The organism is Streptomyces stelliscabiei, from assembly GCF_014873495.1.
GTDB classification, from domain to species: Bacteria; Actinomycetota; Actinomycetes; order Streptomycetales; family Streptomycetaceae; genus Streptomyces; species Streptomyces bottropensis.
Genome location: NZ_JADBGF010000001.1, coordinates 8,590,049 through 8,613,954, shown reverse-complemented (window position 1 = coordinate 8,613,954; position 23,906 = coordinate 8,590,049). Strand labels below are relative to the sequence as shown.

Here is a 23,906-nt window from a genome sequence, read left to right as displayed (position 1 = left end):
GGGCGGAGCGGTGAGCAGAGGTCGGAGGAAGGAGCCCGCACGCGGGCGGTAAGCGCTTTCCGGGCGGGAGCCTACTTCAGGTACTCCAGGCCAGGGTGCACCGCCGTGTAGCCCTCGACCAGGCGGCGGGCGACGTTCACCGAGTCGACCAGCGGATGCAGCGCGAAGGCCTTCACCGCCGTCGTACGGGACCGCGACTCGGCGGCGGCGAGGACCTCGCGTTCGACGGCCTTGACCGCGCAGACCAGACCGGTGGCGTGGCCGGGCAGCGGGGACACGGCGACCGGGTGGGCGCCGTTGGCGTCGACCAGGCAGGGCACCTCGATGACGGCCTCGGTGTCGAGGGCGGAGAGGGCGCCCTTGTTGCGGACGTTGAGGATGAGGGTGGTGCGCTCGTCGCGGGCGATGGCCCGCATCAGGGCGAGGGCGACCTTCTCGTAGCCGCCGGAGAGGTCGTCGGCGTCGCGTTCGCCGGCGCCGGCCGTCTCCCGGTTCTCCGACATGTAGGTGGCCTCGCGCTCGGCGCGGGTGCGGTCCCAGGCCTTGAGCGCGTGGGCGTCGGGGCGCCGCATCTCCTCGTAGAAGTGGGCCTGCTGGTCCTTGAGGAAGGCGCCGCGGGTCCTCTCGACCGCCTGGTAGGCGCGGACGGCCTCGCGGTTGAAGTAGTAGTAGTGCAGATACTCGTTGGGGATGGCACCGAGGGACTGGAGCCAGTCGACGCCGAACAGCTTGCCCTCCTCGAAGGAGCCGAGGAGGTCGCGGTCGGCGAGCAGGCGCGGGAGTTCGTCGCGGCCGGCGATGTGCAGGCCGCGGACCCAGCCGAGGTGGTTGAGGCCGACGTAGTCGATCCACGCCTCGGCCGGGTTCGCGGCGCCGAGGACGCGGGCGATCCGGCGGCCGAGGCCGACCGGTGAGTCGCAGATGCCGATGACGCGGTCGCCCAGGTGCCGGGACATCGCCTCGGTGACCAGGCCCGCCGGATTGGTGAAGTTGATGACCCAGGCGTCGGGGGCGAGACGGGCCACGCGGCGGGCGATGTCGACGGCGACCGGGACCGTGCGCAGGCCGTAGGCGATGCCGCCGGCGCCGACGGTCTCCTGGCCGAGGACACCCTCGGCGAGGGCGACCCGCTCGTCGTTCGCGCGGCCCTCCAGGCCGCCGACGCGGATCGCGGAGAAGATGAAGTCGGCGCCGGTGAGGGCCTCGTCGAGGTCGGTGGTGGCGGTCACCTCGGGGGCGTCGGGGACGTCGGCGGCCTGCTCGGCGAGGACGCGGGTGACGGCGGAGAGCCGCTCGGCGTCCAGGTCGTGCAGGACGACACGGGTGACCCGGCCCTCGGCGCGGTCCCCGAGGAGCGCCCCGTACACGAGGGGCACCCGGAATCCTCCGCCGCCCAGAATCGTCAGCTTCACGCAACTACCACCTTTGCCGATCGTGATGGGGGCCCCTCCCGCTCCAGCGGAGCCGGGAGTGGGGGAGTGCGGGCCGTCCCCACACCGCGCGCGCGGTCCGGGCGCACAGTGCGTCCGACACGTGTCAGCCGCCGCCGCCCGGCGGCCGTGCCGGCGGTCATACGGTGACCACCTCGACCCCCGCGTCCTCGAACGACGACCGTGTGCCCGGGTCGAGGGACCCGTTGGTCACGAGCACGTCGAGTTCCCCGGGACCGCAGACCCGCGCCATCCCCGTACCGGGGAACTTCGCGGAGTCGGCGAGCAGGACGACCTTGTCACCTGCCCTGATCATCGCGCGTTTGACCGGGACCTCGACGACGGTCGTGTCCATCACCTGTCCGCCGGGGCGTACTCCGCTCGTGCCGAGGAACAGCCAGTCGGCGTGCAGCTGTCGGAGGTTGTCCTCGGTGAGGAAGCCGACGAGGGAACGGTACTCACGGCGGACCATGCCGCCGAGCAGGACCAGTTCGATGCCCTCGTCGTCGGCCAGCTCCTCGTAGACCACCAGGTTGCTGGTGATGACGGTGAGGCGGCGGCCGTGCAGCTGCCGGGCCAGGCGGTAGGCGGTGGTCCCGATGTCGAGGAGCACGGACTGACCGTCGCGGACCATCGAGGCGGCCTGCGCCGCTATCGCGTCCTTCTCGGCCACCCGCACCTCGGCGACCTCGGCGAAGGGCTGATCGCCCTCGTCCACGACCGCGCCGCCGTGCACCCGGGTGAGCAGCCCCTCCTCCTCCAGCCTGACGAGGTCACGCCGGATGGTGGCGGGGCTCACACCGAGTTGTTCGGACAAGTCGGTGACGGCCGCCGGGCCCCCTGATCGCAGGGCCCGCAGGATGAGTTGGTGTCTACGCTCTGCCAGCACGCGCTGAACAGTACTCGTCATTCCCAATCATTTCCATGCTCACTTCTGCTTGACTCTTGCCAAACACCTCGGAGGCGCGCACGATCTGTGCACCGAAATTGAAGACTTTTGAAGAGTGATCTTCGAACGTCTCGACGAGAGGGTGCACGCGTGGACGACGACCGGCCCGATGTGCTGCTGACCGGGCTGCTCTTCTACGACCTCGTGCTCACGGGGCTGGGAAAGCCGCCCACCCCCGGCGAGGAGATCTGGACCGACGGCATGGGCTGCGGTCCGGGCGGCATCGCCAACCTCGCGGTGGCCACCGCCCGTTTCGGTCTGAGGACCTCTCTGGCCACGGTCTTCGGCGACGACTACTACGGCGGGTACTGCCGTGACGTCCTCGTCGGCCAGGAGGGGATCGACCTCTCCCTCTCGCGCACCGCCGACGGCTGGCACACCCCCGTCACCGTCTCCCTCGCGCACGGTCACGACCGGGCCCTGGTCACCCACGGCCAGGAACCGCCGTACTCGCAGGACGTGTTGATGGGCGACCCGCCCGAGTCGCGCACGGCGCTCGTGCACATCGAGGCCGAGCCCCGCGCATGGCTCGCCAAGGCCGCCGCGAACGGCACGCACATCTACGCGGACGTCGGCTGGGACCCCACCCAGCGCTGGTCCCGCGACCTGCTCGACCAACTCACCCTGTGCCACGCCTTCCTCCCCAACGAGACCGAGGCGATGGCGTACACCCGCACCGACAGCGCGGCCGCCGCGCTCGGCACGCTGAGCGAGCTGGTGCCGGTGGCCGTCGTCACCCGCGGCGGCGAGGGCGCGGTCGCGGTGGACCAGACGACCGGGGAGTACGCGGAGGTGCCGGCCCTGGACGTCGACGTGCTCGACGCGACGGGCGCCGGTGACGTCTTCGGCGCGAGCTTCGTCGCCGCCTCCCTCGGCGGCTGGCCGCTCGCGGAGCGGCTGCGGTTCGCCGTCCTGTCCGCCGGCCTGTCCGTGGGCCACCACGGCGGAGGCCTGGCGGCGCCCGGCTGGTACGGCGTCGACCGCTGGTGGCGCTCGCTGACCGACCCCGGCCTGAAGAAGGCCTACGGCTTCCTCACGGACCGCATCCCCGCCGACGTCGGCCCCCCGGTGCGCCACGCCCCGGTCACCCCGCCCGCGCGGCCCCACCGACCCCACGCACCAAAGCCCTGAAGTACCACGAACAGGAACAAACAGGAGTGACCCGTGGACCTTTCTCGTAGAGGCTTCCTCCAGGCTGCCGTGTTCACCGCGGCGGCCTCCGGCCTGACCGTCGCCTGTGGCGGCGACTCGGAATCCGGCGGCACCAAGAACGGCAAGAGCCTCACCATGTGGTACTGGGGCGGAGCCCTCAGCGACAAGGTGGTCGCCGAGGCCAAGACGCACTTCAAGAGCCAGATCAAGCTGACCAGTTCCTCCATCGGCGGCGACTTCAAGCAGAAGCTCACCACCACCCTCGCGGCCGGCGGCTCCTCCGTGCCGGACATCACCGGCATCAAGGGCGAGGACATCGCCTCCTTCCTGCCCAACGCCGACCGCTTCCTCGACCTGAACGACCTGGGCTTCAAGAAGATCTCGTCCCAGTACCTGGAGTGGAAGACCAAGCTCGCCCAGACCGAGGACGGCAAGCAGATCGGCTTCCCGATCGACATCGGCCCCACCGCGCTCTTCTACCGCGCCGACCAGTTCGACAAGGCGGGGCTGCCCTCCGACCCGGCCAAGGTCGCGGCCGAGGCCAAGACCTGGGACGACTACTTCGCGCTCGGCACCGAGCTGAAGAAGGCGCTGCCCGGCACCTTCCTGGTCAACAACATGGGCTCGGTGTTCAACATCGCGGTCGGCCAGGGCACCAAGCGGTTCATCGACCAGGACGACCACTTCATCGGCGACCAGGACCACATCCGCGCCGCGTGGGACACCGCGGTCCGCGCCTACACCCTCGGCCTCGACGCCAAGATCAACGACCAGAGCTGGAACGCCGCCGTCGGCAAGAGCCTCACCACCGAACTCGGCGCCGCCTGGCACGCGCTGGACATCGAGTCGGCGGCCCCCGGCACCAAGGGCAAGTGGCGCGTCTGCGCGACGCCGGGCGGGCCGGCCAACCAGGGCGGCTCCTACCTGACCCTGCCCAAGCAGTGCCGCAACCCCGAAGAGGCGTTCAAGATCATCAGCTGGATCCTCAGCCCGGACAACAACGCCAAGAGCTACACCGACGCCGCGATCTTCCCGGCCTCCCCGGCCACCTACGCGATGCCGGCCATGACGGGCCCCGACGCCTTCTTCGGCGGACAGAAGATCATCGAGGTCTTCGGCCCGGCCGCCGAGGCCATCCCCGTGAGCTACGAGGCACCCGCCGACTCGGCGGTCATGGCCCCCTTCATGGCCGAGCTGACCAGCATCGAGGCCAAGGGCAAGAAGCCCGACGACGCCTGGAAGGACGCGGTCTCCCAGGCCAAGCAGATCGCCAGGCGGCAGGGGGTGAAGTGAGGTGACGTCACCTCCGGTCACCGGCCCCGCCACGGTGCCGAGGCACCGTGGCGGGCCGGGCCCGGCCCGTTTCCGCCCGCGGCGCACCCCGCCCGCGGGCGCGGCGCGGCCCGCACGTCGCGGGGTGCTGTCGTACTGGCGGCAGTACCTGGCGATCTCGCCCTTCTACCTGATCTTCCTGTCCTTCTCCTTCGTCCCCGTCCTGTACTCGCTGTATCTGTCCTTCCAGCGCTACGACGGCCTGGGCACCAAGCAGTTCGTGGGCCTGCAGCAGTTCGAGTTCCTGTGGAGCGACCCGGTCTTCTGGCTGTCGATCCGCAACACCCTGGCGATCTGGGTGCTGTCCACCGTGCCCACCCTCTTCGGCGCCCTGGTGCTGGCGACGCTGCTGCACTCGGTGCGCCGCTTCAAGGGCTTCTACCGCATCGCCCTGTACGTGCCGAACGTGACGTCGATCGTCGCCGTGGCGATCTTCTTCGGCGCGGTGTTCAGCAACGACTTCGGTCTGGTCAACGCGATCCTGGGCATGGTCGGCATCTCGCCCGTGCCGTGGCTGAGCGACCCGTGGCTGATCAAGGTGGTCATCGCGCTGCTGATGACCTGGATGTGGACCGGCTACAACATGATCATCTATCTGGCCGGCCTCCAGGCCATCCCGCAGTCGGTCTACGAGGCCGCCAGGATGGACGGCGCGGGGCCGATCCGTACGTTCTTCCAGATCACCATCCCGATCCTGCGGCCGATCATCCTGTTCACCGTCGTCATCTCGACCATCAACGGTCTGCAGAGCTTCAGCGAACCCCAGGTCCTCTTCGCCAGCAACGCCGCCAACCAGAACCTGGGCGGGCCGGGCCAGGCGGGCCTGACCACGCTGCTGTACTTCTACCAGTCGGCCTTCCTCGACAACGACTACGGCTACGGCGCGGCCATCGTGTGGGCCTTCTTCGTCCTGATCATCGTGCTCGTCGTCGTCAACTGGCGGATCGTGCAACGAGGGAGGAAGTCATGACGACAGCCGCCACGCCACGGCCGGCCCCGGCCGCGAAGCGGTCGCGCCGCCCCAGGGGCCTGTCCGCGCACGTCTTCCTCGGCGTCGCCGTCCTGGTCTCGGTCTTCCCGTTCGTGTGGACGATCGTGATGGCGACCAACACCACCCGTGACATCTACAAGAGCCCACCGAAGCTGACCTTCGGCTCCCATCTGCTGGAGAACATCCGGGGTGTGCTCCACACGGTCGACTTCTTCGGGTCGATGCTCAACACGGTCGTCATCGCGTGCGTCACCACGGCCCTGGTGCTGTTCGTCGACTCCCTTGCGGCCTTCGCCTTCGCCAAGTTCGAGTTCCCCGGGCGCAGGCTGCTCTTCGGCACGCTGCTGGTGTTCATGATGCTGCCGCTGCAGCTGGCCGTCCTGCCGCAGTTCATCCTGATGTCCGAGCTGGGCTGGGTCGGCATGCTCAAGGCACTGGTCTGGCCCGCCCTGTCCAACGCCTTCGGCATCTTCTGGCTCCGCCAGTACATCGAGACCGGTGTGCCCGACGAGCTGCTCGACGCGGCGCGCATCGACGGCGCCGGCTTCTTCCGGCAGTACTGGAACGTCGCGCTGCCGATGATCAGACCCGCGATGTCCTTCCTCGCCATCTACGCCTTCGTCGGCGCCTGGAACGACTACGTCTGGCCCCTGATCGTGCTCACCGATCCCCAGCACGTCACGCTCCAGGTGGAGCTGGCCCAGCTCAACGTCGGCCACAACACCGACTACAGCATGGTCATGGCCGGGGTCCTGATGGCGTCCCTCCCGCTGGTCGCCGTCTTCGCGATCTTCGCGCGCGGGTTCATCGCGGGCGCCACCGAGGGCGCCGTACAGGGCAGCTGAACCGCTCCCGAGGAAGGTGCGAGATGGCGGACCCCGACGGCGCCGGAGGGCCGGGGCGCGGCAAGGTGCTCGTGGTGGGGATGGACGGGCTGCGCTACGACCGGCTGCCCCTGCCCCGGCCCACGGCGGGCCCGCCCCGCCCGCCGGCCACGGCGCCCGTGCTGCACGGCCTGATGGCCGCGGGCGCCCACGGCAGCAGCCTGCTGCCCTACGGCGAGGTGGACGGCCAGGCCGAAGGCGGACCGTCCACCTCCATGGCCTACACCGACTCCGGTCCCGGCTGGTCCAGCGTGCTGACCGGGGTGTGGCCCGACCGGCACGGCGTGAGCGGCAACGACTTCGCCGGCGCCGACTACGCCCGCCACCCCGACTTCCTCGGCCGTGCCGCCACCGCGCGGCCCGGACTGCGGACGGCGGCCGTGGTGTCCTGGCCGGAGCTGGTGCGCCGGGGCACCCTCGGCCCGGCCGTCGGCAGGCGCGTGGTGCACGACGGCGAGTCGGGCGGGTACGAGGACGCGGACCGCCTCGTCGCCGACACCGCCGAGCGCTGGCTCACCGAGGACGACCCGGACGCCCTGTTCGTGTACTTCGGCGCCACCGACGAGGCCGGCCACTCGGCGGGCCCGCTCGGTCCCGCGTACGACCGGGCGCTGCTCGCCCAGGACGCCCACCTCGGACGGCTGCTCGACGCGATCGCGGCCCGCCTCCGCGACACCCGCCGCGCGGACGAGCGCTGGACGGTCCTGGTCACCACCGACCACGGGCACCTCGACACCGGCGGCCACGGCGGCGACACCCGCGCCGAGCGGGAGGTGTTCGTGATCCTCGCCGAGCCCGGTACGCCCGCCGGCTCCCGGCTGGACGCGCCCCGCCTCGTCGACCTCGCCCCCACCGTCCTGGACCGGCTCGGCATCCCCGTCGACCCCGCCTGGGGCCTGCGGGGCCGTGTCCTGCCCCGGCCGGCCGCCTCGCCCTCCTCGCCCCCTACTCCGGAACGGTCATGACCGACGCACTCTTCGCCCTGCGCCCCTGGGAAGCACCCGAGGTGACCTCCTGGCGGCGGCTGCCCATGAACGCCGTCGACCGGCGCGACCGGGCCCTGTCCCTCGACGGCCGGTGGCGGTTCCAGCTGCTGCCCTCCCCCGACCGGGAGCCCGGCCCCGGCTGGTCCTGGGCCGAACTCCCGGGCTCCTGGGCGCTGCAGGTGGCGCAGGACCCGCCGCAGTACACCAACGTCCGTATGCCGTGGCCTCAGTTCCCGCCCGACTCGCCGTCCGAGAACCCGACCGGTGTGTACGAGCGGGAGGTCGACATACCCGCCGACTGGGCCGGACGCCGGATCGTCCTGCACGTCGGGGCGGCCGAGAGCGTGCTGCTCGTCCATGTCGACGGGCGGCCGGCCGGGCTCTCCAAGGACTCCCGTCTGGCCGCCGAGTTCGACCTGTCCGCACTGGTCCGGCCCGGTCGCCGGGCCACCGTGCGGCTCACGGTGGTGAAGTGGTCCGACGCCTCGCACATCGAGGACCAGGACCAGTGGTGGCTCGGCGGGATCACCCGCCCGGTGCTGCTGTACGCCACCGATCCGCTGTATCTGGCGGACGTGGGCGTGCGGGCGGGCCGCGACGGGGAGCTGCGGGTGGACTGCCGGGTGCGCTCGGCGGCGGGGACGGGGACCGGCGCGCTGCCCGCCGGGTGGTACGTCAGCGGGGAGCTGGACGGCCTGGAGCTGGCCCAGGACCGGGAGTTCGACCGGCTCAACGCCGAGGACGACCGGGTCTCCGACTTCCTCGGCGAGGCCCGTATGGGCACGGTCGTCCCCGGCGTGCGGACCTGGACGGCCGAGACCCCCGAGCTGTACGGCCTCACCGTCCGGCTGCACCGCGCGGACGGCACGGTCGCCGACACCTCCCACCACCGCATCGGCTTCCGCGACGTCGAGATCAGCGGGCGGGACCTGCTGGTCAACGGGGAGCGCGTCTACGTCCGGGGCGTGAACCGGCACGACTTCCACCCGCTGACGGGGCGGACGGTGTCGTACGAGGACATGCGCGCGGACCTGGTGACGCTGAAGCGGTTCGGCTTCAACGCGATCCGCACCTCCCACTGTCCGGGCGACCCGGCGCTGTACGACCTCACGGACGAACTGGGCTTCTACGTGGTGGACGAGGCGGACATCGAGTCCCACGACCACGCCCATGAGATCGCCGACGACCCGCGCTATCTCGGCGCCTTCGTGGACCGCGTCTCCCGGATGGTCCTGCGCGACCGGAACCACCCGTCGGTGATCGTCTGGTCGCTGGGCAACGAGTCCGACTACGGCGCCAACCACGACGCGGCGGCAGGCTGGCTGCGGCGGCACGATCCGACGCGGCCGGTGCAGTACGAGGGGGCGGCCAAGCTGGACTGGGCGGCGACGGACGACGCCTCCGACATCGCCTGCCCGATGTACGCGCCCATCGAGGACTGTGTGGCGCACGCGCTGTCGGGCGAGCAGACCAGGCCGCTGATCCAGTGCGAGTACTCGCACGCCATGGGCAACAGCAACGGCACCCTCGCCGACACGTGGGCGGCCATCGAGGCCACACCAGGTCTTCAGGGCGGGTTCATCTGGGAGTTCTGGGACCACGGCATCCTCCAGCGTGTGAACGACGGACGACCGGCCGGGCGTGGGGGCGCCGGGCTGTACGAGAACGGCGTCGCCGGACCCGGCCTGCGCTGGGCCTACGGCGGCGACTTCGGCGAGACGATCCACGACGGCGCCTTCATCGCCGACGGGGTGGTCTTTCCCGACCGCACGCCCAAGCCGGTGATGTTCGAACACCGGGAGATCGCCGCCCCGGTGCGGCTGTCCGTGGAGGGCGAGGGCACCTGGCGGGTGCTGCGGGTGCACAACCGCCAGCACTTCCGCGACCTGTCGTGGCTGGCCGCCGAGTGGGAGTTCGCGGCGGCCGACGGCGGCACCTGGACCCTGCCGGCCCAGCTGCCGGACGTACCGCCCGGCGGCTCGGCGGTGATCGACCGGCCCGAGTCGGCGGGCGGGGCCGGCGAGGTCTGGCTGACCCTGCGGGTGACGACGGCCGCCGACGAGCCCTGGGCCTCGCGCGGCACCGAGGTGTGCTGCCCGCAGGTCCGCTGGTACCCGCCGGAGGAGGGCGAGCCGGTGGTGGGCGCCGAGGAGGACCCGGGGCACGTCCCCCCGCCGGAGACGGACGAGGCCGGGCTGCTGCTGCACCCGCTGCTGCCCTCCCCGCCGGTCCTGAGCCTGTGGCGCGCCCCGACCGACAACGACGTCCTCGGCGGCATGGCCGAGCGCTGGCACGCATGGGGGCTGGACCGCGCCGAGCGCGAGCTGGTCGCCGTGGAGCGCAAGGGGTCCACCGTGCGGGTGCGGTCCCGCTGGGCGACCGGCGCCGGGGTCGTCGAGCACGAGCAGGCGTGCACGGCGCTGGTGGACGGCCGGATCCTCGTCGAGGAGACGGCGGTGCTGCCCGAGGAGCTGACGGACGTGGCCCGCGTCGGCACGGTGTTCGAGACCGCGGACGGTTTCGACCAGCTCGCCTGGTACGGGCAGGGCCCCTGGGAGAGCTACCCGGACCGGGCGGCCGGAGCGCCCGTCGGACACCACGTCGCCCCCGTGGACGCGCTGTTCACCCCCTATCTGCGTCCGCAGGAGAGCGGAGGCCGGCACGGTGTCCGGCACTTCACGCTCTCCGGCGGCGGTCACGCCCTGTCGGTACGGCTGGACGGCCCCCGCCAGGTCTCGGTCACCCGACACCGCGCGCGGGACCTGGCGGCCGCCGCGCACCACGACGAACTGACACCCCGGCCGGGCTGCGTGGTCCACATCGACGCGGCGCACCGGGGCCTCGGCACCGCCTCCTGCGGTCCGGACACCTCGCCCCCGTATCTCGTCCCGACGGGCGTCCACCGCTGGTCGTGGACGCTGCGGGCGCTCTGACCCACGAACCCTCTACGGAGTCACTGTGTGCACCTCGCACGAACCGGGGCAGGAGTCTGCCCACGCCCACTCGGGCAGACGCAACTTCCTGCGCGCCACGGCACTGCTGGGCGCGGCGGCGACCGTCGCGCTGCCCACCGCCACGGCACAGGCGGCGCCCCGGCGCGCCAAGCCCGACCCGGGAAGCCGCCGCTTCACGCTCGCCGTCATGCCCGACACCCAGTACCTCTTCGACGGACCGAGCATCGACGACAAGCCCGTCGAGGCGTCCCTGAAGTACCTCCTGGAGCACGGTGAGGAGGAGAACATCGTGTTCCTGTCCCACCTCGGCGACCTCACCCAGAACGGCACCGCGCAGGAGACCGCGGCGATCGGCGGCGCGTTCCGGCTGCTCGACCGCAAGGGCGTCGGCTACAGCGTCCTCGCGGGCAACCACGACGTGCGCTCCTCCACCGACGACCAGCGGGGTCCGACCCCGTACCTCAACGAGTTCGGGCCGGACCGCTTCAAGGGCCGGCCCACCTTCGGCGGGGCCTCGCCTGACGGCTACAACTCCTTCCACCTGTTCGAGGCGGGCGGCCGGGAGTGGATGGTGCTCGCCCTGGACTGGCGGCTGTCCGCGAAGGGGTTCGCCTGGGCGAAGGACGTCCTGGCCCGGCACCCGAGGACCCCGGTGGTCCTCACCACGCACGAGCTGGTGGACGGGGACGACTCCCTCTCCCCGTACGGGCAGACGCTGTGGGACCAACTGGTCAAGGACCACGACCAGATCTTCCTCACCCTCAACGGGCACTACTGGCCGGCGGCGCGCGCGACGCGGAAGAACACCGCCGACAACGATGTCCATCTGCATCTCACGAACTACCAGGACCGCTACTTCGGCGGTGCGGCGATGATCCGCCTCTACCGTTTCGACCTCGACCGCAACACCATCGACGTGGAGACGGTCTCCCCGTGGATCCTGGGCCGGGCCGCCGAGGGGCTCAACGAGCTGGAGCGGCAGGAGAGCGAACTCACCGGCGACGCCGACCGGTTCACGGTCGAGATCGACTTCGACAAGCGGTTCGCCGGCTTCGCGCCGGTGCCCGCGCGGCCGTCGCGGCCGGTCGCGCGGATGCTGGTGCCGGGCACGGTCGCGTACTGGCGCTTCGACGGGCAGGAGGACGGAGCGGCCGTCGGCGGCACGGTCCGTGACCGCTCCGGCCACGGCAACGATCTCGCCCTGGTCACCGTGGGCGGCGGCACGCTCACCTGGTCCGCCGACCACCACCCCGACCAGCCCGGCCACGGCAGCCTGGAGTTCCACGGCGGCAAGCCCCCGCTGAAGGGTGCCTATCTGCGGACGGTCGACGGAGCGCCGCTGAACTCCGAGACGTTCAGGGACGGTTACACCATCGAGGCGTTCTACCGGCTGCCCGCCGACTGGAACCCCTCGAACCACGCCTGGGCGGGCCTGCTCGGGCGGACCGGCACGGGCGGCGCGGCGGGCAGGACCGCCGACGACCCCGACGAGCCGCTGGCCACGCTGTCGCTGTCGAACGACCGGGAGCCGCAGTGGGCGGTGCGCCCGCTCAACCAGCAGGGGATCGCGACCAACTGGGGGCAGGAGACCCCGCTGGAGACCTGGTGGCACCTCGCGATCGTCAACGACGGGAAGCGCACCACGCTCTACGTCCAGGGCTGCCCGGTCGTGCGCAACCCGAAGGCGAGGGCCGTCGGGCTGACCTCGGTCGGACTGCCGTGGATCCTCGGCGGCTACGAGTACGCCGGGAAGATCGACCAGATCCTGCACGGGCGTCTCGGTGACGTCCGCATCGTCGCACGGGCGTTGCCCGTCGAGTCGTTCATGAACCACTGAGACGCGAAGGAAGTACACCGATCATGTCCGACCTCTCCGGCACACCCGAGCAGCAGCTGCCCACCTGGGCCGATCCGTCCGTCTCCGCCGCCGACCTCGACGCACAGGGGGTGTCGCGCCGTGGGCTCCTGCGCGGCGCGGGCCTGTTCGGCGCCGCGTTCGCGATGGGCTCCACGGGCGCCCTTGCGGCCCCGGCCTCGGCCGCGTCCCGCCCCTACGGCGGCGAGGACCCGCGCCTCGCCTACCTCGTCGGCGACCACCACATCCACTCCGTCTACAGCCACGACGCCAAGTACACGTTCTCCCAACTGGCCGCCGCGGGCGCGAAGTACGGCCTCGACTGGATGGTGTTCACCGAGCACTCCAACTTCGGGCACGCCGACTTCGGGGCCGCGCTGGAGCACAAGGAGATCCTGAGGGCACGGGCCGAGAACCCCCGGCAGCTGATCTTCCAGGGCCTGGAGTGGTACATCCCGGCCGCCGAGCACTGCACGGTCTTCACGACGCCCGGCCCGAACGAGGTCGACCTCCTCACCCGCTTCGAGCGCGCCTACGACGGCAAGCTGCTGAACTACACGGACGGTTCCGCGGGCGGCGCGGACACCGCCCGCAACGAGGCGCACGCGGTGAAGGCGATCAAGTGGCTGGCCGAGCAACGCCGTTCCGGCTACGTGGACGACGTGCTGGTCCTCGCCAACCACCCGTTGCGCCTCGGTATCGACTCCCCGCACGAGCTGCGCAACTGGCGGGACGCGGCCCCCGAGATCATGATCGGTATGGAGGGCGCGCCGGGCGCCCAGGGCGCGGCGCTCCCCGGCTGGCGGGGGGCCACCTCGATACGCGGCGAGTACGAGAACAAGCCCTCGGCCCAGTCCTGGCCCGGTTACCCGGCGCAGGCGTTCCTCACGTACGGCGGCTTCGACTGGGCGACGGCGACGGTGGGCGGCCTCTGGGACGCCATGCTGGCCGAGGGCAGGCTGTTCTCGATCACCACCAACTCCGACGCCCACCGGATCGTCTTCGACACCTGGCGGAACGGCGACTGGCCGGCCGGGCAGAACTTCGACAACACCGGCAAGCTGCCGGATCCGGTGGACACCGACGCCCCGCAGCCCGGCAGCGACTTCTGGCCCGGCCAGTTCAGCCGCACCCACGTGGGCGTGACCCGCTACGGGTACCGCGCGGTGATGAGGGGCCTGCGCGAGGGCCGCGTCTGGGTCGACCACGGCCATCTGCTCGACGGCCTCGACGTCCGGGTGAAGCGCGACCGCAGCCCCGGCCGGGGCGTCACCCTGGGCGGCCGGCTGCGGGTCCGCAAGGGCGAGAAGCTGACCCTGGAGGTGACGGTGACGACCGCGTCGCGCCCCAACGCCCAGGGAGTCGTGCCCGAGTTGGCCCATGTCGACGTCATCCGGGGCGCGGTGCGCGGCCCGGTGACCGACCGGGACGCCTGGCAGGCCCCCGCCACCAAGGTCGTCCACACGAAGGACGTGAGCGGCCGCAAGGGCACGTACACCCTGCGTATCCCGGTCACGGCCGGGGACGAGTCCTTCTACCTCCGCCTGCGGGGCAGCGACGGCAGGCGCAACGGGGCGGGTTACCTGGGCGCGTCCGTGGACCCGCACGGCCCGATCCCGCACGCGCCGGGCGACGGGAACCCGTGGGAGGACACGTGGTTCTACTCGAACCCGGTGTTCGTGGACCTGCGGTGAAGGCCAGGGCCTGACAGGGCGTGGGGAACCGCGCCGCCACGACGGTCCCACGGTTCCCCACGATCCCCTACGCGTAGAACCTGGACAGGCTCTGCAGCACGGCCGCCGGCTTGGCCGCGCCCTCGATCTCGATCGTGCCGTCGACGGTGATCTGCACCCCGCCCGGCACGTCCTCCACCGACGCCAGCCTGCCGACGAGGCGGATCTTGGACCCGACCTTGACCGGCGAGGGGAACCGCACCTTGTTCAGGCCGTAGTTGACCTTCGTCGACACACCCTCGACGTCCAGCAGTTCGGTGAACAGCGGGATGAACAGCGACAGGGTCAGGTAGCCGTGGGCGATCGGCGCGCCGAAGGGGCCCTCGGCCGCCTTCTCGGGGTCGACGTGGATCCACTGGTGGTCCCCGGTCGCGTCGGCGAAGGTGTCGATGCGCTCCTGGGTGACCTCGATCCACTCGCTGGTGCCGAGGTCGCTGCCCGCGAGCTTCTTCAGCTCGTCGATGCCGTTCACGGTGATGCTCATGGGGCGTTCCTTGTCTGGGAGTGGGTGCGTCTAGGAGTCGGTCCCGTAGCGCTTGCGCACCCGGGCCTTGAGGAGCTTTCCGGAGGCGGTGCGCGGAAGCTCCTCCGCGATCACCACCGACTTCGGGATCTTGTACTTGGCGAGCCGCCCGGCCAGGGAGGCCAGTACCTCGTCGGCGTCCAGGGCGCGGCCCTCGCGCGGGACGACGACCGCGCGCGGCACCTCGCCCCACTTGTCGTCGGGGATGCCGATGACCGCGCACTCGACGATGTCGGGGTGGGCGAGGAGCTGGTCCTCGATCTCGGCTGGGTAGATGTTCTCGCCACCGGAGATGATCATGTCCTTGATGCGGTCGACGATGAAGACGTAGCCGTCCTCGTCGACGCGGGCGGCGTCCCCGCTGCGGAACCAGCCGTCGGCGAAGACGGCGGCCGTCTCCTCGGGCAGGCCCCAGTAGCCGGGCATGACGTGCGGTCCGCGGACCACGACCTCGCCGGGCTCGTCGATGTCGACCGGCGTCATGTCCGGCCGTACGACCCGCACATCGCTGAAGAAGTGCGGCACACCCGCCGAGCCCGCCTTGCTGACGGCGTGCTCGGCGTCGAGGAAGAGCGTGCCGGGGGCCGCCTCCGTCATGCCGTAGCCCTGGAGGAAGGTGAGTCCGCGCTCCTGGAAGCGGGCGATGAGCGGGGTCGGCACCGGGGAACCGCCGCAGGACAGCATCCTGAGCGACGACAGGTCGGCGTCGGCCCAGCGGGGGTGCCGGGCGATCTGATCGAACATGGTCGGCACGCCGAACATGAACGTGATCCGGTGGCGCTCGATCAGGTCGAAGGTGGCGTCCGGGACGAAGGACTCGACCAGGACGCAGGTGCCGCCCTTGAGCAGCACGGGCAGGGTGAGCATGTTCAGCCCGGCCGTGTGGAACAACGGGGCGGAGACGAGAGCGCGTTCGTCGGTGATGACGTCCTGGTCGACGAGCACGTTGACGGCGTTCCAGATGATGTTGCCGTGGGTGAGCATCGCGCCCTTGGGGCGGCCCGTCGTCCCCGAGGTGTACATGATGATGCAGGTGTCGTCGGCGGTGACGGGCTGGTCGATCGGCTCGGTCTCGGCCCCGGCGAGGAGCGCCTCGTACTCCGCGCCGGTCTCCAGGAACGTCCGCACGTCGGTGCCGTCGCCGGGCAGTCCGGCGACGAGCCCGGTGAAAGCGGGCCCGTACACCAGTGCCTTGGCCCCGGAGTCCGCCAGCTGGTAGGCGATCTCGGGGCCCGCGAGGCGGGTGTTGAGCGGGACGAAGACCGCGCCGAGGGTGCCGGCGGCGAACAGCGTCTCCAGGTACGAGGGGTGGTTGGACCCCAGGTAGGCGACGCGGTCGCCGCGGCGCACGCCGAAGGCGCGCAGGGCGTGGGCGAGGCGCGTGGTGCGCTCGTACAGCTCTTTGTAGGTGAGGCTCGTGTCGCCGTGGATCAGCGCGGTGCGCCGGGGGGTCTTGCGGGCACGGCGGGCGGGCCAGGATCCCAGTCCCTCATTGCGCATGTCTGTGCCCCTGTCCGTCGTTGCACATGGGGGTGTCCCTCACGGTCTCGTCATGGCTTCGTCGTGACGGCCACGGTCATGGCTTCGTCAGTCCGAGCAGCCGGGCGGCGTTCTCCTTCAGGATCTTCGGCCTGACCTCGTCCTTGATCGGCAGCTTCGCGAAGTCCGCGAGCCAGCGGTCGGGGGTGAGGACGGGGTAGTCGGAGCCGAAGAGGACCTTGTCCTTGAGCAGGGTGTTCGCGTACTGCACGAGCTGCGGCGGGAAGTACTTCGGCGACCAGCCGGACAGGTCGATGTGCACGCCCGGCTTGTGCGTGGCGACCGCCAGCGCCTCGTCCTGCCAGGGGAAGGACGGGTGCGCCAGGATGATCTTGAGGTGCGGGAAGTCGGCGGCCACGTCGTCGACGTGCAGCGGGTTGGAGTACTTCAGGCGGATGCCGCCGCCGCCCGGTACCCCGGCCCCGATGCCCGTCTGACCGGTGTGGAAGAGGGCGATCGTGCCCGTCTCCTCGATGACCTCGTACAGGTCGTAGGCCACCGAGCGGTCGTTGGGGAAGAAGCCCTGGATGCTGGGGTGGAACTTGAACCCCTTCACCCCGTACTCCTCGACCAGCCGGCGGGCCCGCTTCACGCCGGCCTTCCCGCGGAAGGGGTCGATGGAGGCGAAGGGGATCAGCACGTCCGCGTTGGCGGCGGCCGCCTCGGCGACCTCCTCGTTGGGGACGGGCTCGGTGCCGGTCGCGGACTCGGCGTCGACCGTGAAGATCACGGCTGCCATCCTCCGCTCGCGGTAGTAGGCGGCCGTCTCCTCCAGGGTCGGCTTCCGCTTGCCCTCGACCTTGAAGTACGCCGAGGAGGCGTCGTGCAGGTCGTCGGCCAGGGAGGCGTTGCCCTTGGAGGACACCTCGGCGTGGGTGTGGACGTCGATCGCGACCAGCTCGTCCACGTTCATGACGGGTTCCGCGGCACTCATCACGCCTCCGGGATCTTCGGGGCGGGGACGCCCACGGTCTGCGGTTCGGCGCCCAGGGAGGTCGGCCACACGTCGGCCAGGGCCTCGGGGGTCCAGCCGCCGTTCGCGTACGCCGCCTTGATCTCCTGCGGGTGCGACCAGAGTGCCACCTTGTCGCCGCCGATGCCGATGGCCTGGCCGGTGACACCGCGCGCCGCCTCGGAGGCGAGGAAGGGGACCAGGGCCGCGCAGTCCTCGGGGGTGCCGAAACCCTCGCCCTTGCGCAGGAAGTCCGGGAACGGCTTGCCCTCGCGCAGCGCCTCGACGTACGGGGCGAAGACCGGGATGGTCTCGGTCATCGCGGTGGCGGCGACCGGGACGATGGCGTTGACGGTGATGTTCGCGCGGCCCAGCTCCATGGCCCAGGTACGGGCGAAGGCCGCGATGCCGGCCTTGGCGGCGGCGTAGTTCGTCTGGCCGAAGTTGCCGCGCTGGCCGGCCGGGGAGCCGACGAGGATCAGGGAGCCGCCCTCGCCCTGCTCGCGCATGCGGATCGCGGCGGCGCGGGCGCAGGTGAAGGTGCCCTTGAGGTGGGTGGTGATCACCGCGTCGAAGTCGTCGTCGGACATCTTCCACAGCACCTTGTCGCGCAGGATGCCCGCGTTGGTGACCAGGATGTCGAGCCGCCCGAACTCCTCCACCGCGCGTCCCACCAGCCGGTCGGCCGCCTCGGTCGTGCCGACCGGGACCACCTCGGCCACGGCCCTGCCGCCCGCCTCGGTGAGGGACTTCACGGCCGCTTCGGCCACGGCCTCGTCGATGTCGTTGACGACGACGGAGGCGCCGGCGGCGGCGAGGGCCTGTGCGTAGGCCAGACCGAGGCCACGGCCACTGCCCGTGACGACGGCGACCTTGCCGGTGAGATCGATGCTGGGCACGAGGGGATCCCTTCGGTGGGGGTGCGACGGCGGGCGCTGACGAACGCCCGCCGACTGCGGCTGTGAGATCGAAGCTAAGAGCAATAGTTGTTGACGTCAATAGTTGTTGTTCCCCGGGCGTTGCGTCATGCTGGGGCGGAACACCGGCACGCCCCCTGCCAACGGGGCCTCGACCACGGGAGCCCGCCATCGCCCGCCAGCAGACGCAGAACGCCGCCCCGATCGACGCGCGCGAGCCCTGGATGCGCGCCCTGCACGCGGACACGGGTTATCTGCTGTACCGCCTGGGGATGCGGTCCGGGCAGCTGTTCAACTCCTCCCTCCAGGAGTCGGGGCTGCGGCTGCGGCACTACGCGCTGCTGCGCTTCCTGGCCACGTCCCCGGGGGCGCTCCAGCGTGAGCTGAGCGCGTCGCTCGGGTACGACCCGAGCGCGATCGTCGGCCTGGTGGACGACCTGGAGAAGCTGAGCTTCGCCGAGCGGCGCCCCGCCCCCGACGACCGCCGCAGCCGGATCGTCGTCCTGACCGAGAACGGCCGCGCCTTCCTGCGGGACACCGACGAGGCCGGACAACGCGTCACGAACGAGCTGTTGGAACCCCTCGACGCCGACGAGCGCGAGACCCTCCACGTACTGCTGCAGAAGGTCGCCGAGGCCGGACTGGGGTGACGCCATGCCGATGACCGCCGACGCGCTCCCGTGGCCGGGGCCCGCGCCCCGGCAGCCGATGCCGCCGGGGACCGCGCCCCGGACGGCCGCGCCCGCGTCCACGGGAGCCGCCCGCTCCGCGCCGGACCGGCTCCTCGCCGTCCTGGCCGCCTTCGACCACGAGCACCCGGCGCTCTCCCTGAGCGACATCGGCCGCCGGGCCGGGCTGTCCCTCACCACGGCCCACCGGCTGGTCGGCGCGCTCACCGAGTGGGGCGCCCTGGAGCGGGACGCCTCCGGGACGTACCACGTCGGCCTGCGCCTGTGGGAGCTGGCCGCGCTCGCCCCGCGCGGGCTCGCGCTGCGCCAGATCGCACTGCCGTACCTGGAGGACCTGTACGAGGCCACGCACGAGAACGTGCAGCTCGCGGTGCGCGACGGCGACGACGTCGTCTACATCGAGTGGCTCTCCGGGCGCTCGGCCGTCGGTGTCCACATCCGGGTCGGCGCCCGCTGGCCCCTGCACGCCACCGGGGTGGGCCTGGCGCTCCTCGCCCACGGCGACACCGTGGCCCAGGAGACCTACTGTCAGGGGCCGTTGGCCTCGTTCACGCCGTACACGATCACCGACGGGCCCCGGTTGCGGCGCGTCCTCGCCGAGGTGCGGCGCACGGGCGTGGCCGTGAGCAGTCGTCAGGTCACCGAGGACGCGCTGTCGGTGGCCGCGCCGGTACGCGGCCCCGGCGGTGGCGTCGTCGCGGCCGTCTCGGTCGTGGTGCCCCAGGCGGGTGCCCAGGTACCGGTGTTGACGCCCGCGGTACGGGTGGCGGCACGCGGGATCTCCCGCGCCCTGGGCTGGCAGCCGGACGAGCCCCGCCGGGGGTCACTGATCCCGGGCCGGGGCTCGTACCCCTCGTGAGGGGTGTGCGGGTGGGGCGTCGGACTCAGGCCGACAGGCCCTCGTAGACGGCCGCGAGAAGCATGAAGGCCCGGTCGTCGGAGAGCCCTTCGTCGATCATCTGGTTCATCACGTACGCCACGGACATCCGGGCGTCGAAGTCGACCAGGACGATCGAGCCGCCCCAGCCGGCCCAGAAACAGGTGCGGGGGTTGGGCAGTTGGCCGCCGTTCAGCCCGTAACCCATGCCGTAGCGCATCGGCACGCCCAGGACGCCGTCCACGCCGTCGAACTGTTCCTCCAGAACCCGCTCGCACCCCTTCTCCGACAGCAGCCGCACCCCGCGTGCCGCGCCACCGCAGGCCAGCAGCGACTGCACGGCGGCGACCGAGCGGGCGTTGCCGTGACCGTTCGCGGCCGGGATCTCGGCGCGGCGCCAGGGGGTCGTGTTGGCGGCGCCCTCCGGGATCTCCGGGTTGGGCGGCGGACCGCTCCGGGGCGGGGAGGAGGGCGGCGGAATGATCGGCGCCACCCGGTGGTCGTGTCCGGCGGCGAGCCCGATGTGGAAGTCCGCCCCCAGCGGGCCCGTGACCTCCTCGGCGAGGAAGGTGCCGAGGCTGCGGCCGGTGACCCGGCGGACGATCTCCCCGAGCAGATATCCCTGGGTGACCGCGTGATAGCCGGCCCGGGTGCCGGGCTCCCAGGCCGGTGCCTGCGCGGCGAGCCGCGAGGTGACGGTCGGCCAGTCGTACAGGTCCTCCAGCGTCGTGGGGGCCTCGAAGCGGGGCAGGCCGGCCGTGTGCGCGAGCACATGGCTGACGCGTACGTTCTCCTTGCCCGCCGCCGCGAACTCGGGCCAGTACGTCGCCACCGGCGCGTCCAGGTCCAGTACGCCCCGGTCGGCGAGCGTCAGCACGCACAGGGCGGTCATCGTCTTGGTGGTGGACCACACATGGGTGAGCGTGTCCCGCTCCCACGGTGTGGTGCGCGCCGCGTCGGCGTATCCGCCCCACAGGTCGACCACCGGCTCACCGTCCACGAACACGGCGACCGACGCGCCCACGTCCTTGTCGTCCAGCGAGGCCGACAGCGCCTCGCGCACTCCGGCGAACCTGTCCGTGCACGTGCCATGAGTCATCGCCATGAGGGGACGGTAGCGGGGCGTCCCCGGGCGGAGCCATCGATTAAACCGGGGCGCCCACGAGGAGACGTCGCCGCGGATCTCGCGGGCGGCGTCGGTGCCGGGACGCGCGCCAGGCGGGGCCGAGTGACGGCGGGCGGGGAGGAAGACGCCGACCGGCAGGTCGCGCCCGGCCGAACCGCCACGTCGCGCCACGCCTGCCGACCGACCGGCCGATCGTTCACGACTGCCCGGACGCCCGTCCGGCGAGGCCGTCGCACAGCCGTGCCCGTCGTACAGCCGTGCCCGTCAGTCAGCCGTGCCCGTCGATGCGCCGCAGGAACGCGCGCGTGCGCTGGTGTTCGGGGTCCGTCATGAGCTTCTCGGGTGTCCCCTCCTCCAGGATCACCCCCTGGTCGAACATGACGAGCCGGTCCGCGGCCGACCGTGCGAAACCCATCTCGTGAGTGACGACGATCATCGTCAGGCCGTCCTCGACCAGTTCCTTCATCACCGCGACGACCTCGCCGACCATCTCGGGGTCGAGCGCGCTCGTGGGTTCGTCGAACAGCATCAGCTCCGGCTTCATGGCGAGGGCGCGCGCGATGGCCACCCTCTGCTGCTGGCCTCCGGACAGGACGGACGGCCGCGAGGACGCCTTGTGCGCGAGGCCGACCCTGGTCAGCAGCGCGTGCGCCTGTTCTCGTGCCTCGGCCTTCGGCACGCCGAGGACCTTCATCGGGGCGACGGCCACGTTGTCCAGGGCCGTGAGGTGGGGGAAGAGGTTGAAGCGCTGGAAGACGAAGCCGATGTTGCGTCGGCGTTCGGCGATGGTCCTCGGTCGCTCCTCGACCAGCCGGTCCTGGCCGTCCTTGTATCCGACCCGGCGTCCGTGGACGAGGATCTCTCCCCCGTCGATGCTCTCCAGGTGGTTGAGGCACCTCAGAAACGTCGTCTTCCCCGAGCCGGACGGCCCGATGACGACCACCACCTCGCGGGCCCGGACGTCCATGGAGACACCGTTCAGCACCCGTACGTCGCCGAACGCCTTGACCATCCCGCGCGCCGACAGCACCGCCGACGGATCCGCGGGTCCGGCCGGGCCCGTGCGTCGCGTGGTGGCACGGTCGTGTGGCTCGTTCACCGCTGTTGCCCTCGCGATCGGTTCCACGTCAGTACGCCTCCTTGCCCGTGAGCGTGGGTTCCTTGCCCGCCACCTCGATCTCCCGGTGTGCGGATCCGCCGCCCCTGCCGCCACCGCCGACGAATCGCTCCCGCAGGGAGGGGCCGGGAGGCGGGACGGTCCCGGGGTCGGCGAGTCCGCGCTCGATGAACCGCTGGACGAACGACCAGATCGTCGTCAGGGCGAGGTAGTAGCACGCGGCCACGAGGAAGATCTCGAACGTCTTGAAGGTGGCCGAGTTGATCGACTGGGCCGTCAGGAACATCTCCTGCAGTCCGATGACCGACAGCAGCGACGTCGACTTCATCATCAGATTGAACTCGTTGCCCAGCGGCGGAATGACGATCCGCAGCGCCTGGGGCAGCAGCACCACGCGCATGGTCAGCGAGGGAGTCATACCGAGGGCCTGCGCCGCCTCGGTCTGTCCCCGGTCGATGGCGTCGAGCGCGGCACGGATGATCTCGGCCATGTAGGCCGCCTCGTTCACCGCGAGCGTCAGGACGGCCGCCTGTACGACGCCGAGAAGGACGAGGCCGCCCACCTGGACGTCGCCGAACCGGTAGACGCCCGCCGCCGCGAGGCCGTTGTAGACGAGGACCAGCTGGACCAGCAGGGGCGTGCCCCTGATCAGCCAGACGTACGTCCGGCCGCACCAGCGCAGCGCGGCGAAGCGACTGCGCTGGGCCAGCGCGATGACGAGACCCAGCAGCACCCCGAGCGTCTGTGCGACGACCGAGATGTAGACGGTGCGCCACAGCCCTTCCAGGAAGATCCCCGAGGGGGACAGCAGATAGTGCCAGAAGAACGGCCAGTCGAAGCCGGCCACCGGTGCCGAGTCGGCGAGCAAGGACGTGTCGATCACGTCATCCTCTCCCTGCGTATGTGCGGATGCGGCCGGGCCGGACCACGGCCCGCCGGGATGTACGGCGGTCGAACGGCCCCACCGGTCGTACGGGCGGGGTGCTAACCGGCGATGTCGTCGCCCGTCAGGTTCCACTTCTTGAGGATGGCGGCGTACTCGCCGCTCTTCCGGACCGCGGCGAACGCCTTGGTCAGCGCCTCGTGCAGAGCGGTGTCGTCCTTGCGGGTCGCGGCGCCCACCTTGATGCGGTTGAAGGGCTCTCCGGCGAGCGCGAACGTGTCAGGCTGCTGTTTCAGCACGTATGCGGCGGTCTCCAGGGTCGTTCCGTAGCTGTCGACCAGCCCGAGGCGCAGTTGCTGAAGGGCGTCGGAGTCCTTGGTGAACAGCCGGATGTCGACCTTCTGCTTCCCGTCCGCCTGGCACTTCTTCGACTGGTCGGCGAGGTAGTCGGCGACAGTCGTGCCCGTCTGCGCCGCGGCTTTGTTACCGCACAGGTCGGACGCGCTCTCGATGCCCTTCTCGTTCTTCGCGGACACCATGAGGGTGTTGGAGGCGTACATGTACGGGACGAAGTCCACGACCTTCTCCCGCTCGGGCTTGATGTAGAGCTGGGTGATGATCGCGTCGCACTGCTTGGCCTGCAGCGCGGGGATGATGCCGTTGAACGCGGTGTTGGCCCAGACCGCCTTGACACCGAGCCGGTCCGCGAGCGCGTCGCCCAGCTCGATCTCGGCGCCCACCGGCTTCTGCGCGGCGTCGTAGTACGTCAGCGGCGGTGCGCTGATGTCCGAGCAGTAGGTGATCTGCCCGTCCTTCACGAGGGTCCCCGCAGGCAGGTCGACCACGGGAGAGGCCGCGGACGAGGGCGCGGCCTCCGTGGAGCCGCCGCACCCGGCGAGCATGGCCGCGGCCGCGACGGCGGCACAGGCCACCGGGAGTGTCGTAGGACGGGCACGACGGAACGATCTTGCCATTGCCGGCCTCCTTCAGGAGGTTTCCGTGGTTGCGTGGACTCAT

General features: G+C 71.3%; 20 protein-coding genes. 10 read left to right on the top strand and 10 right to left on the bottom strand.

All coding sequences use genetic code 11. The annotated features are described in order from the left end of the window. Nucleotides 1-71 precede the first annotated feature (71 nt). Together H4687_RS37875 and H4687_RS37870 are read right to left on the bottom strand one after the other, a co-directional pair. On the bottom strand, nucleotides 72-1,412 hold the full coding sequence (locus tag H4687_RS37875; RefSeq protein WP_046917511.1) for a 6-phospho-beta-glucosidase: 1,341 nt from the start codon (nucleotides 1,410-1,412) through the stop codon (nucleotides 72-74). A 157-nt stretch (nucleotides 1,413-1,569) separates the two neighbouring features. Beyond that, nucleotides 1,570-2,319: a DeoR/GlpR family DNA-binding transcription regulator gene (locus H4687_RS37870; protein ID WP_005484749.1), complete on the bottom strand. Its 750-nt coding sequence runs from the start codon at nucleotides 2,317-2,319 to the stop codon at nucleotides 1,570-1,572. Nucleotides 2,320-2,469: 150 nt separating this feature from the next. Between H4687_RS37870 and H4687_RS37865 the strand changes: the two genes are divergently transcribed. From H4687_RS37865 to H4687_RS37830, 8 genes are all read left to right on the top strand, one after another. After that, nucleotides 2,470-3,510, top strand: coding sequence for a carbohydrate kinase family protein (locus H4687_RS37865; protein WP_050398325.1), 1,041 nt, complete (start codon nucleotides 2,470-2,472; stop codon nucleotides 3,508-3,510). A 33-nt stretch (nucleotides 3,511-3,543) separates the two neighbouring features. Further along, a complete protein-coding gene (locus H4687_RS37860) occupies nucleotides 3,544-4,824 on the top strand; it encodes an ABC transporter substrate-binding protein (RefSeq protein ID WP_046918747.1) in 1,281 nt (426 codons plus the stop codon). A gap of 124 nt (nucleotides 4,825-4,948) precedes the next feature. Next, nucleotides 4,949-5,833 carry a carbohydrate ABC transporter permease gene (locus H4687_RS37855; protein ID WP_046918748.1) on the top strand — a complete coding sequence of 295 codons (885 nt, stop codon included), beginning with the start codon at nucleotides 4,949-4,951 and terminating at the stop codon, nucleotides 5,831-5,833. Continuing rightward, nucleotides 5,830-6,699 (top strand): carbohydrate ABC transporter permease, encoded by an 870-nt coding sequence (locus tag H4687_RS37850; protein ID WP_046918749.1) that lies wholly within the window; start codon nucleotides 5,830-5,832, stop codon nucleotides 6,697-6,699. The genes H4687_RS37855 and H4687_RS37850 overlap by 4 nt, the downstream gene beginning before the upstream one ends. Nucleotides 6,700-6,722: 23 nt before the next feature. Continuing rightward, nucleotides 6,723-7,703: an alkaline phosphatase family protein gene (locus H4687_RS37845; protein ID WP_046918750.1), complete on the top strand. Its 981-nt coding sequence runs from the start codon at nucleotides 6,723-6,725 to the stop codon at nucleotides 7,701-7,703. Further along, complete coding sequence (locus H4687_RS37840) at nucleotides 7,700-10,657, top strand: glycoside hydrolase family 2 TIM barrel-domain containing protein (protein ID WP_046918751.1); 2,958 nt, start codon at nucleotides 7,700-7,702, stop codon at nucleotides 10,655-10,657. Before H4687_RS37845 ends, H4687_RS37840 begins: the two co-directional genes overlap by 4 nt. A 25-nt stretch (nucleotides 10,658-10,682) precedes the next feature. Beyond that, nucleotides 10,683-12,515 carry a LamG-like jellyroll fold domain-containing protein gene (locus H4687_RS37835; RefSeq protein ID WP_046918752.1) on the top strand — a complete coding sequence of 611 codons (1,833 nt, stop codon included), beginning with the start codon at nucleotides 10,683-10,685 and terminating at the stop codon, nucleotides 12,513-12,515. A 23-nt stretch (nucleotides 12,516-12,538) separates the two neighbouring features. After that, complete coding sequence (locus H4687_RS37830) at nucleotides 12,539-14,227, top strand: PHP domain-containing protein (RefSeq protein WP_046918753.1); 1,689 nt, start codon at nucleotides 12,539-12,541, stop codon at nucleotides 14,225-14,227. Between the two features lie 67 nt (nucleotides 14,228-14,294). On the opposite strand, the gene H4687_RS37825 is transcribed toward H4687_RS37830, so the two are convergent. From H4687_RS37825 to H4687_RS37810, 4 genes are all read right to left on the bottom strand, one after another. Beyond that, entirely contained in the window at nucleotides 14,295-14,750 is a 456-nt protein-coding gene (locus tag H4687_RS37825; protein WP_005484759.1) for a MaoC family dehydratase, read from the bottom strand. Nucleotides 14,751-14,780: 30 nt separating this feature from the next. Beyond that, a complete protein-coding gene (locus H4687_RS37820) occupies nucleotides 14,781-16,289 on the bottom strand; it encodes an acyl-CoA synthetase (RefSeq protein WP_046918754.1) in 1,509 nt (502 codons plus the stop codon). A 76-nt stretch (nucleotides 16,290-16,365) separates the two neighbouring features. Next, nucleotides 16,366-17,241 (bottom strand): amidohydrolase family protein, encoded by an 876-nt coding sequence (locus H4687_RS37815; RefSeq protein WP_046918761.1) that lies wholly within the window; start codon nucleotides 17,239-17,241, stop codon nucleotides 16,366-16,368. Between the two features lie 20 nt (nucleotides 17,242-17,261). Continuing rightward, entirely contained in the window at nucleotides 17,262-18,179 is a 918-nt protein-coding gene (locus H4687_RS37810; RefSeq protein ID WP_046918755.1) for an SDR family NAD(P)-dependent oxidoreductase, read from the bottom strand. 242 nt (nucleotides 18,180-18,421) lie between these two features. On the opposite strand from H4687_RS37810, the gene H4687_RS37805 reads away from it, so the two are divergent. After that, nucleotides 18,422-18,847, top strand: a complete 426-nt coding sequence (locus H4687_RS37805; protein ID WP_005484765.1) for a MarR family winged helix-turn-helix transcriptional regulator — start codon at nucleotides 18,422-18,424, stop codon at nucleotides 18,845-18,847. Nucleotides 18,848-18,851: 4 nt separating this feature from the next. Further along, entirely contained in the window at nucleotides 18,852-19,745 is an 894-nt protein-coding gene (locus tag H4687_RS37800; RefSeq protein ID WP_046918756.1) for an IclR family transcriptional regulator, read from the top strand. 25 nt (nucleotides 19,746-19,770) lie between these two features. Here H4687_RS37800 and H4687_RS37795 read toward each other — a convergent pair whose 3' ends face one another. The 4 genes from H4687_RS37795 to H4687_RS37780 form a co-directional block, all read right to left on the bottom strand. Continuing rightward, complete coding sequence (locus H4687_RS37795; protein WP_046918757.1) at nucleotides 19,771-20,868, bottom strand: serine hydrolase domain-containing protein; 1,098 nt, start codon at nucleotides 20,866-20,868, stop codon at nucleotides 19,771-19,773. A gap of 289 nt (nucleotides 20,869-21,157) precedes the next feature. Next, complete coding sequence (locus H4687_RS37790; protein ID WP_046918762.1) at nucleotides 21,158-21,901, bottom strand: amino acid ABC transporter ATP-binding protein; 744 nt, start codon at nucleotides 21,899-21,901, stop codon at nucleotides 21,158-21,160. Between the two features lie 115 nt (nucleotides 21,902-22,016). Beyond that, the gene (locus H4687_RS37785; protein ID WP_046918758.1) at nucleotides 22,017-22,889 is read right to left on the bottom strand and encodes an amino acid ABC transporter permease; all 873 of its coding nucleotides are present in this window, start codon (nucleotides 22,887-22,889) and stop codon (nucleotides 22,017-22,019) included. Between the two features lie 101 nt (nucleotides 22,890-22,990). Continuing rightward, complete coding sequence (locus H4687_RS37780; protein ID WP_046918759.1) at nucleotides 22,991-23,863, bottom strand: ABC transporter substrate-binding protein; 873 nt, start codon at nucleotides 23,861-23,863, stop codon at nucleotides 22,991-22,993. Nucleotides 23,864-23,906 lie beyond the last annotated feature (43 nt).

Coding starts and splice junctions, on each gene's coding strand:
- H4687_RS37845 (WP_046918750.1), top strand. CDS start 6,723: ATGGCGGACCCCGACGGCGCCGGAGGGCCGGGGCGCGGCAAGGTGCTC.
- H4687_RS37850 (WP_046918749.1), top strand. CDS start 5,830: ATGACGACAGCCGCCACGCCACGGCCGGCCCCGGCCGCGAAGCGGTCG.
- H4687_RS37795 (WP_046918757.1), bottom strand. CDS start 20,868: ATGGCGATGACTCATGGCACGTGCACGGACAGGTTCGCCGGAGTGCGC.
- H4687_RS37830 (WP_046918753.1), top strand. CDS start 12,539: ATGTCCGACCTCTCCGGCACACCCGAGCAGCAGCTGCCCACCTGGGCC.
- H4687_RS37805 (WP_005484765.1), top strand. CDS start 18,422: ATGCGCGCCCTGCACGCGGACACGGGTTATCTGCTGTACCGCCTGGGG.
- H4687_RS37790 (WP_046918762.1), bottom strand. CDS start 21,901: ATGGTCAAGGCGTTCGGCGACGTACGGGTGCTGAACGGTGTCTCCATG.
- H4687_RS37820 (WP_046918754.1), bottom strand. CDS start 16,289: ATGCGCAATGAGGGACTGGGATCCTGGCCCGCCCGCCGTGCCCGCAAG.
- H4687_RS37780 (WP_046918759.1), bottom strand. CDS start 23,863: ATGGCAAGATCGTTCCGTCGTGCCCGTCCTACGACACTCCCGGTGGCC.
- H4687_RS37825 (WP_005484759.1), bottom strand. CDS start 14,750: ATGAGCATCACCGTGAACGGCATCGACGAGCTGAAGAAGCTCGCGGGC.
- H4687_RS37840 (WP_046918751.1), top strand. CDS start 7,700: ATGACCGACGCACTCTTCGCCCTGCGCCCCTGGGAAGCACCCGAGGTG.
- H4687_RS37815 (WP_046918761.1), bottom strand. CDS start 17,241: ATGAACGTGGACGAGCTGGTCGCGATCGACGTCCACACCCACGCCGAG.
- H4687_RS37800 (WP_046918756.1), top strand. CDS start 18,852: ATGCCGATGACCGCCGACGCGCTCCCGTGGCCGGGGCCCGCGCCCCGG.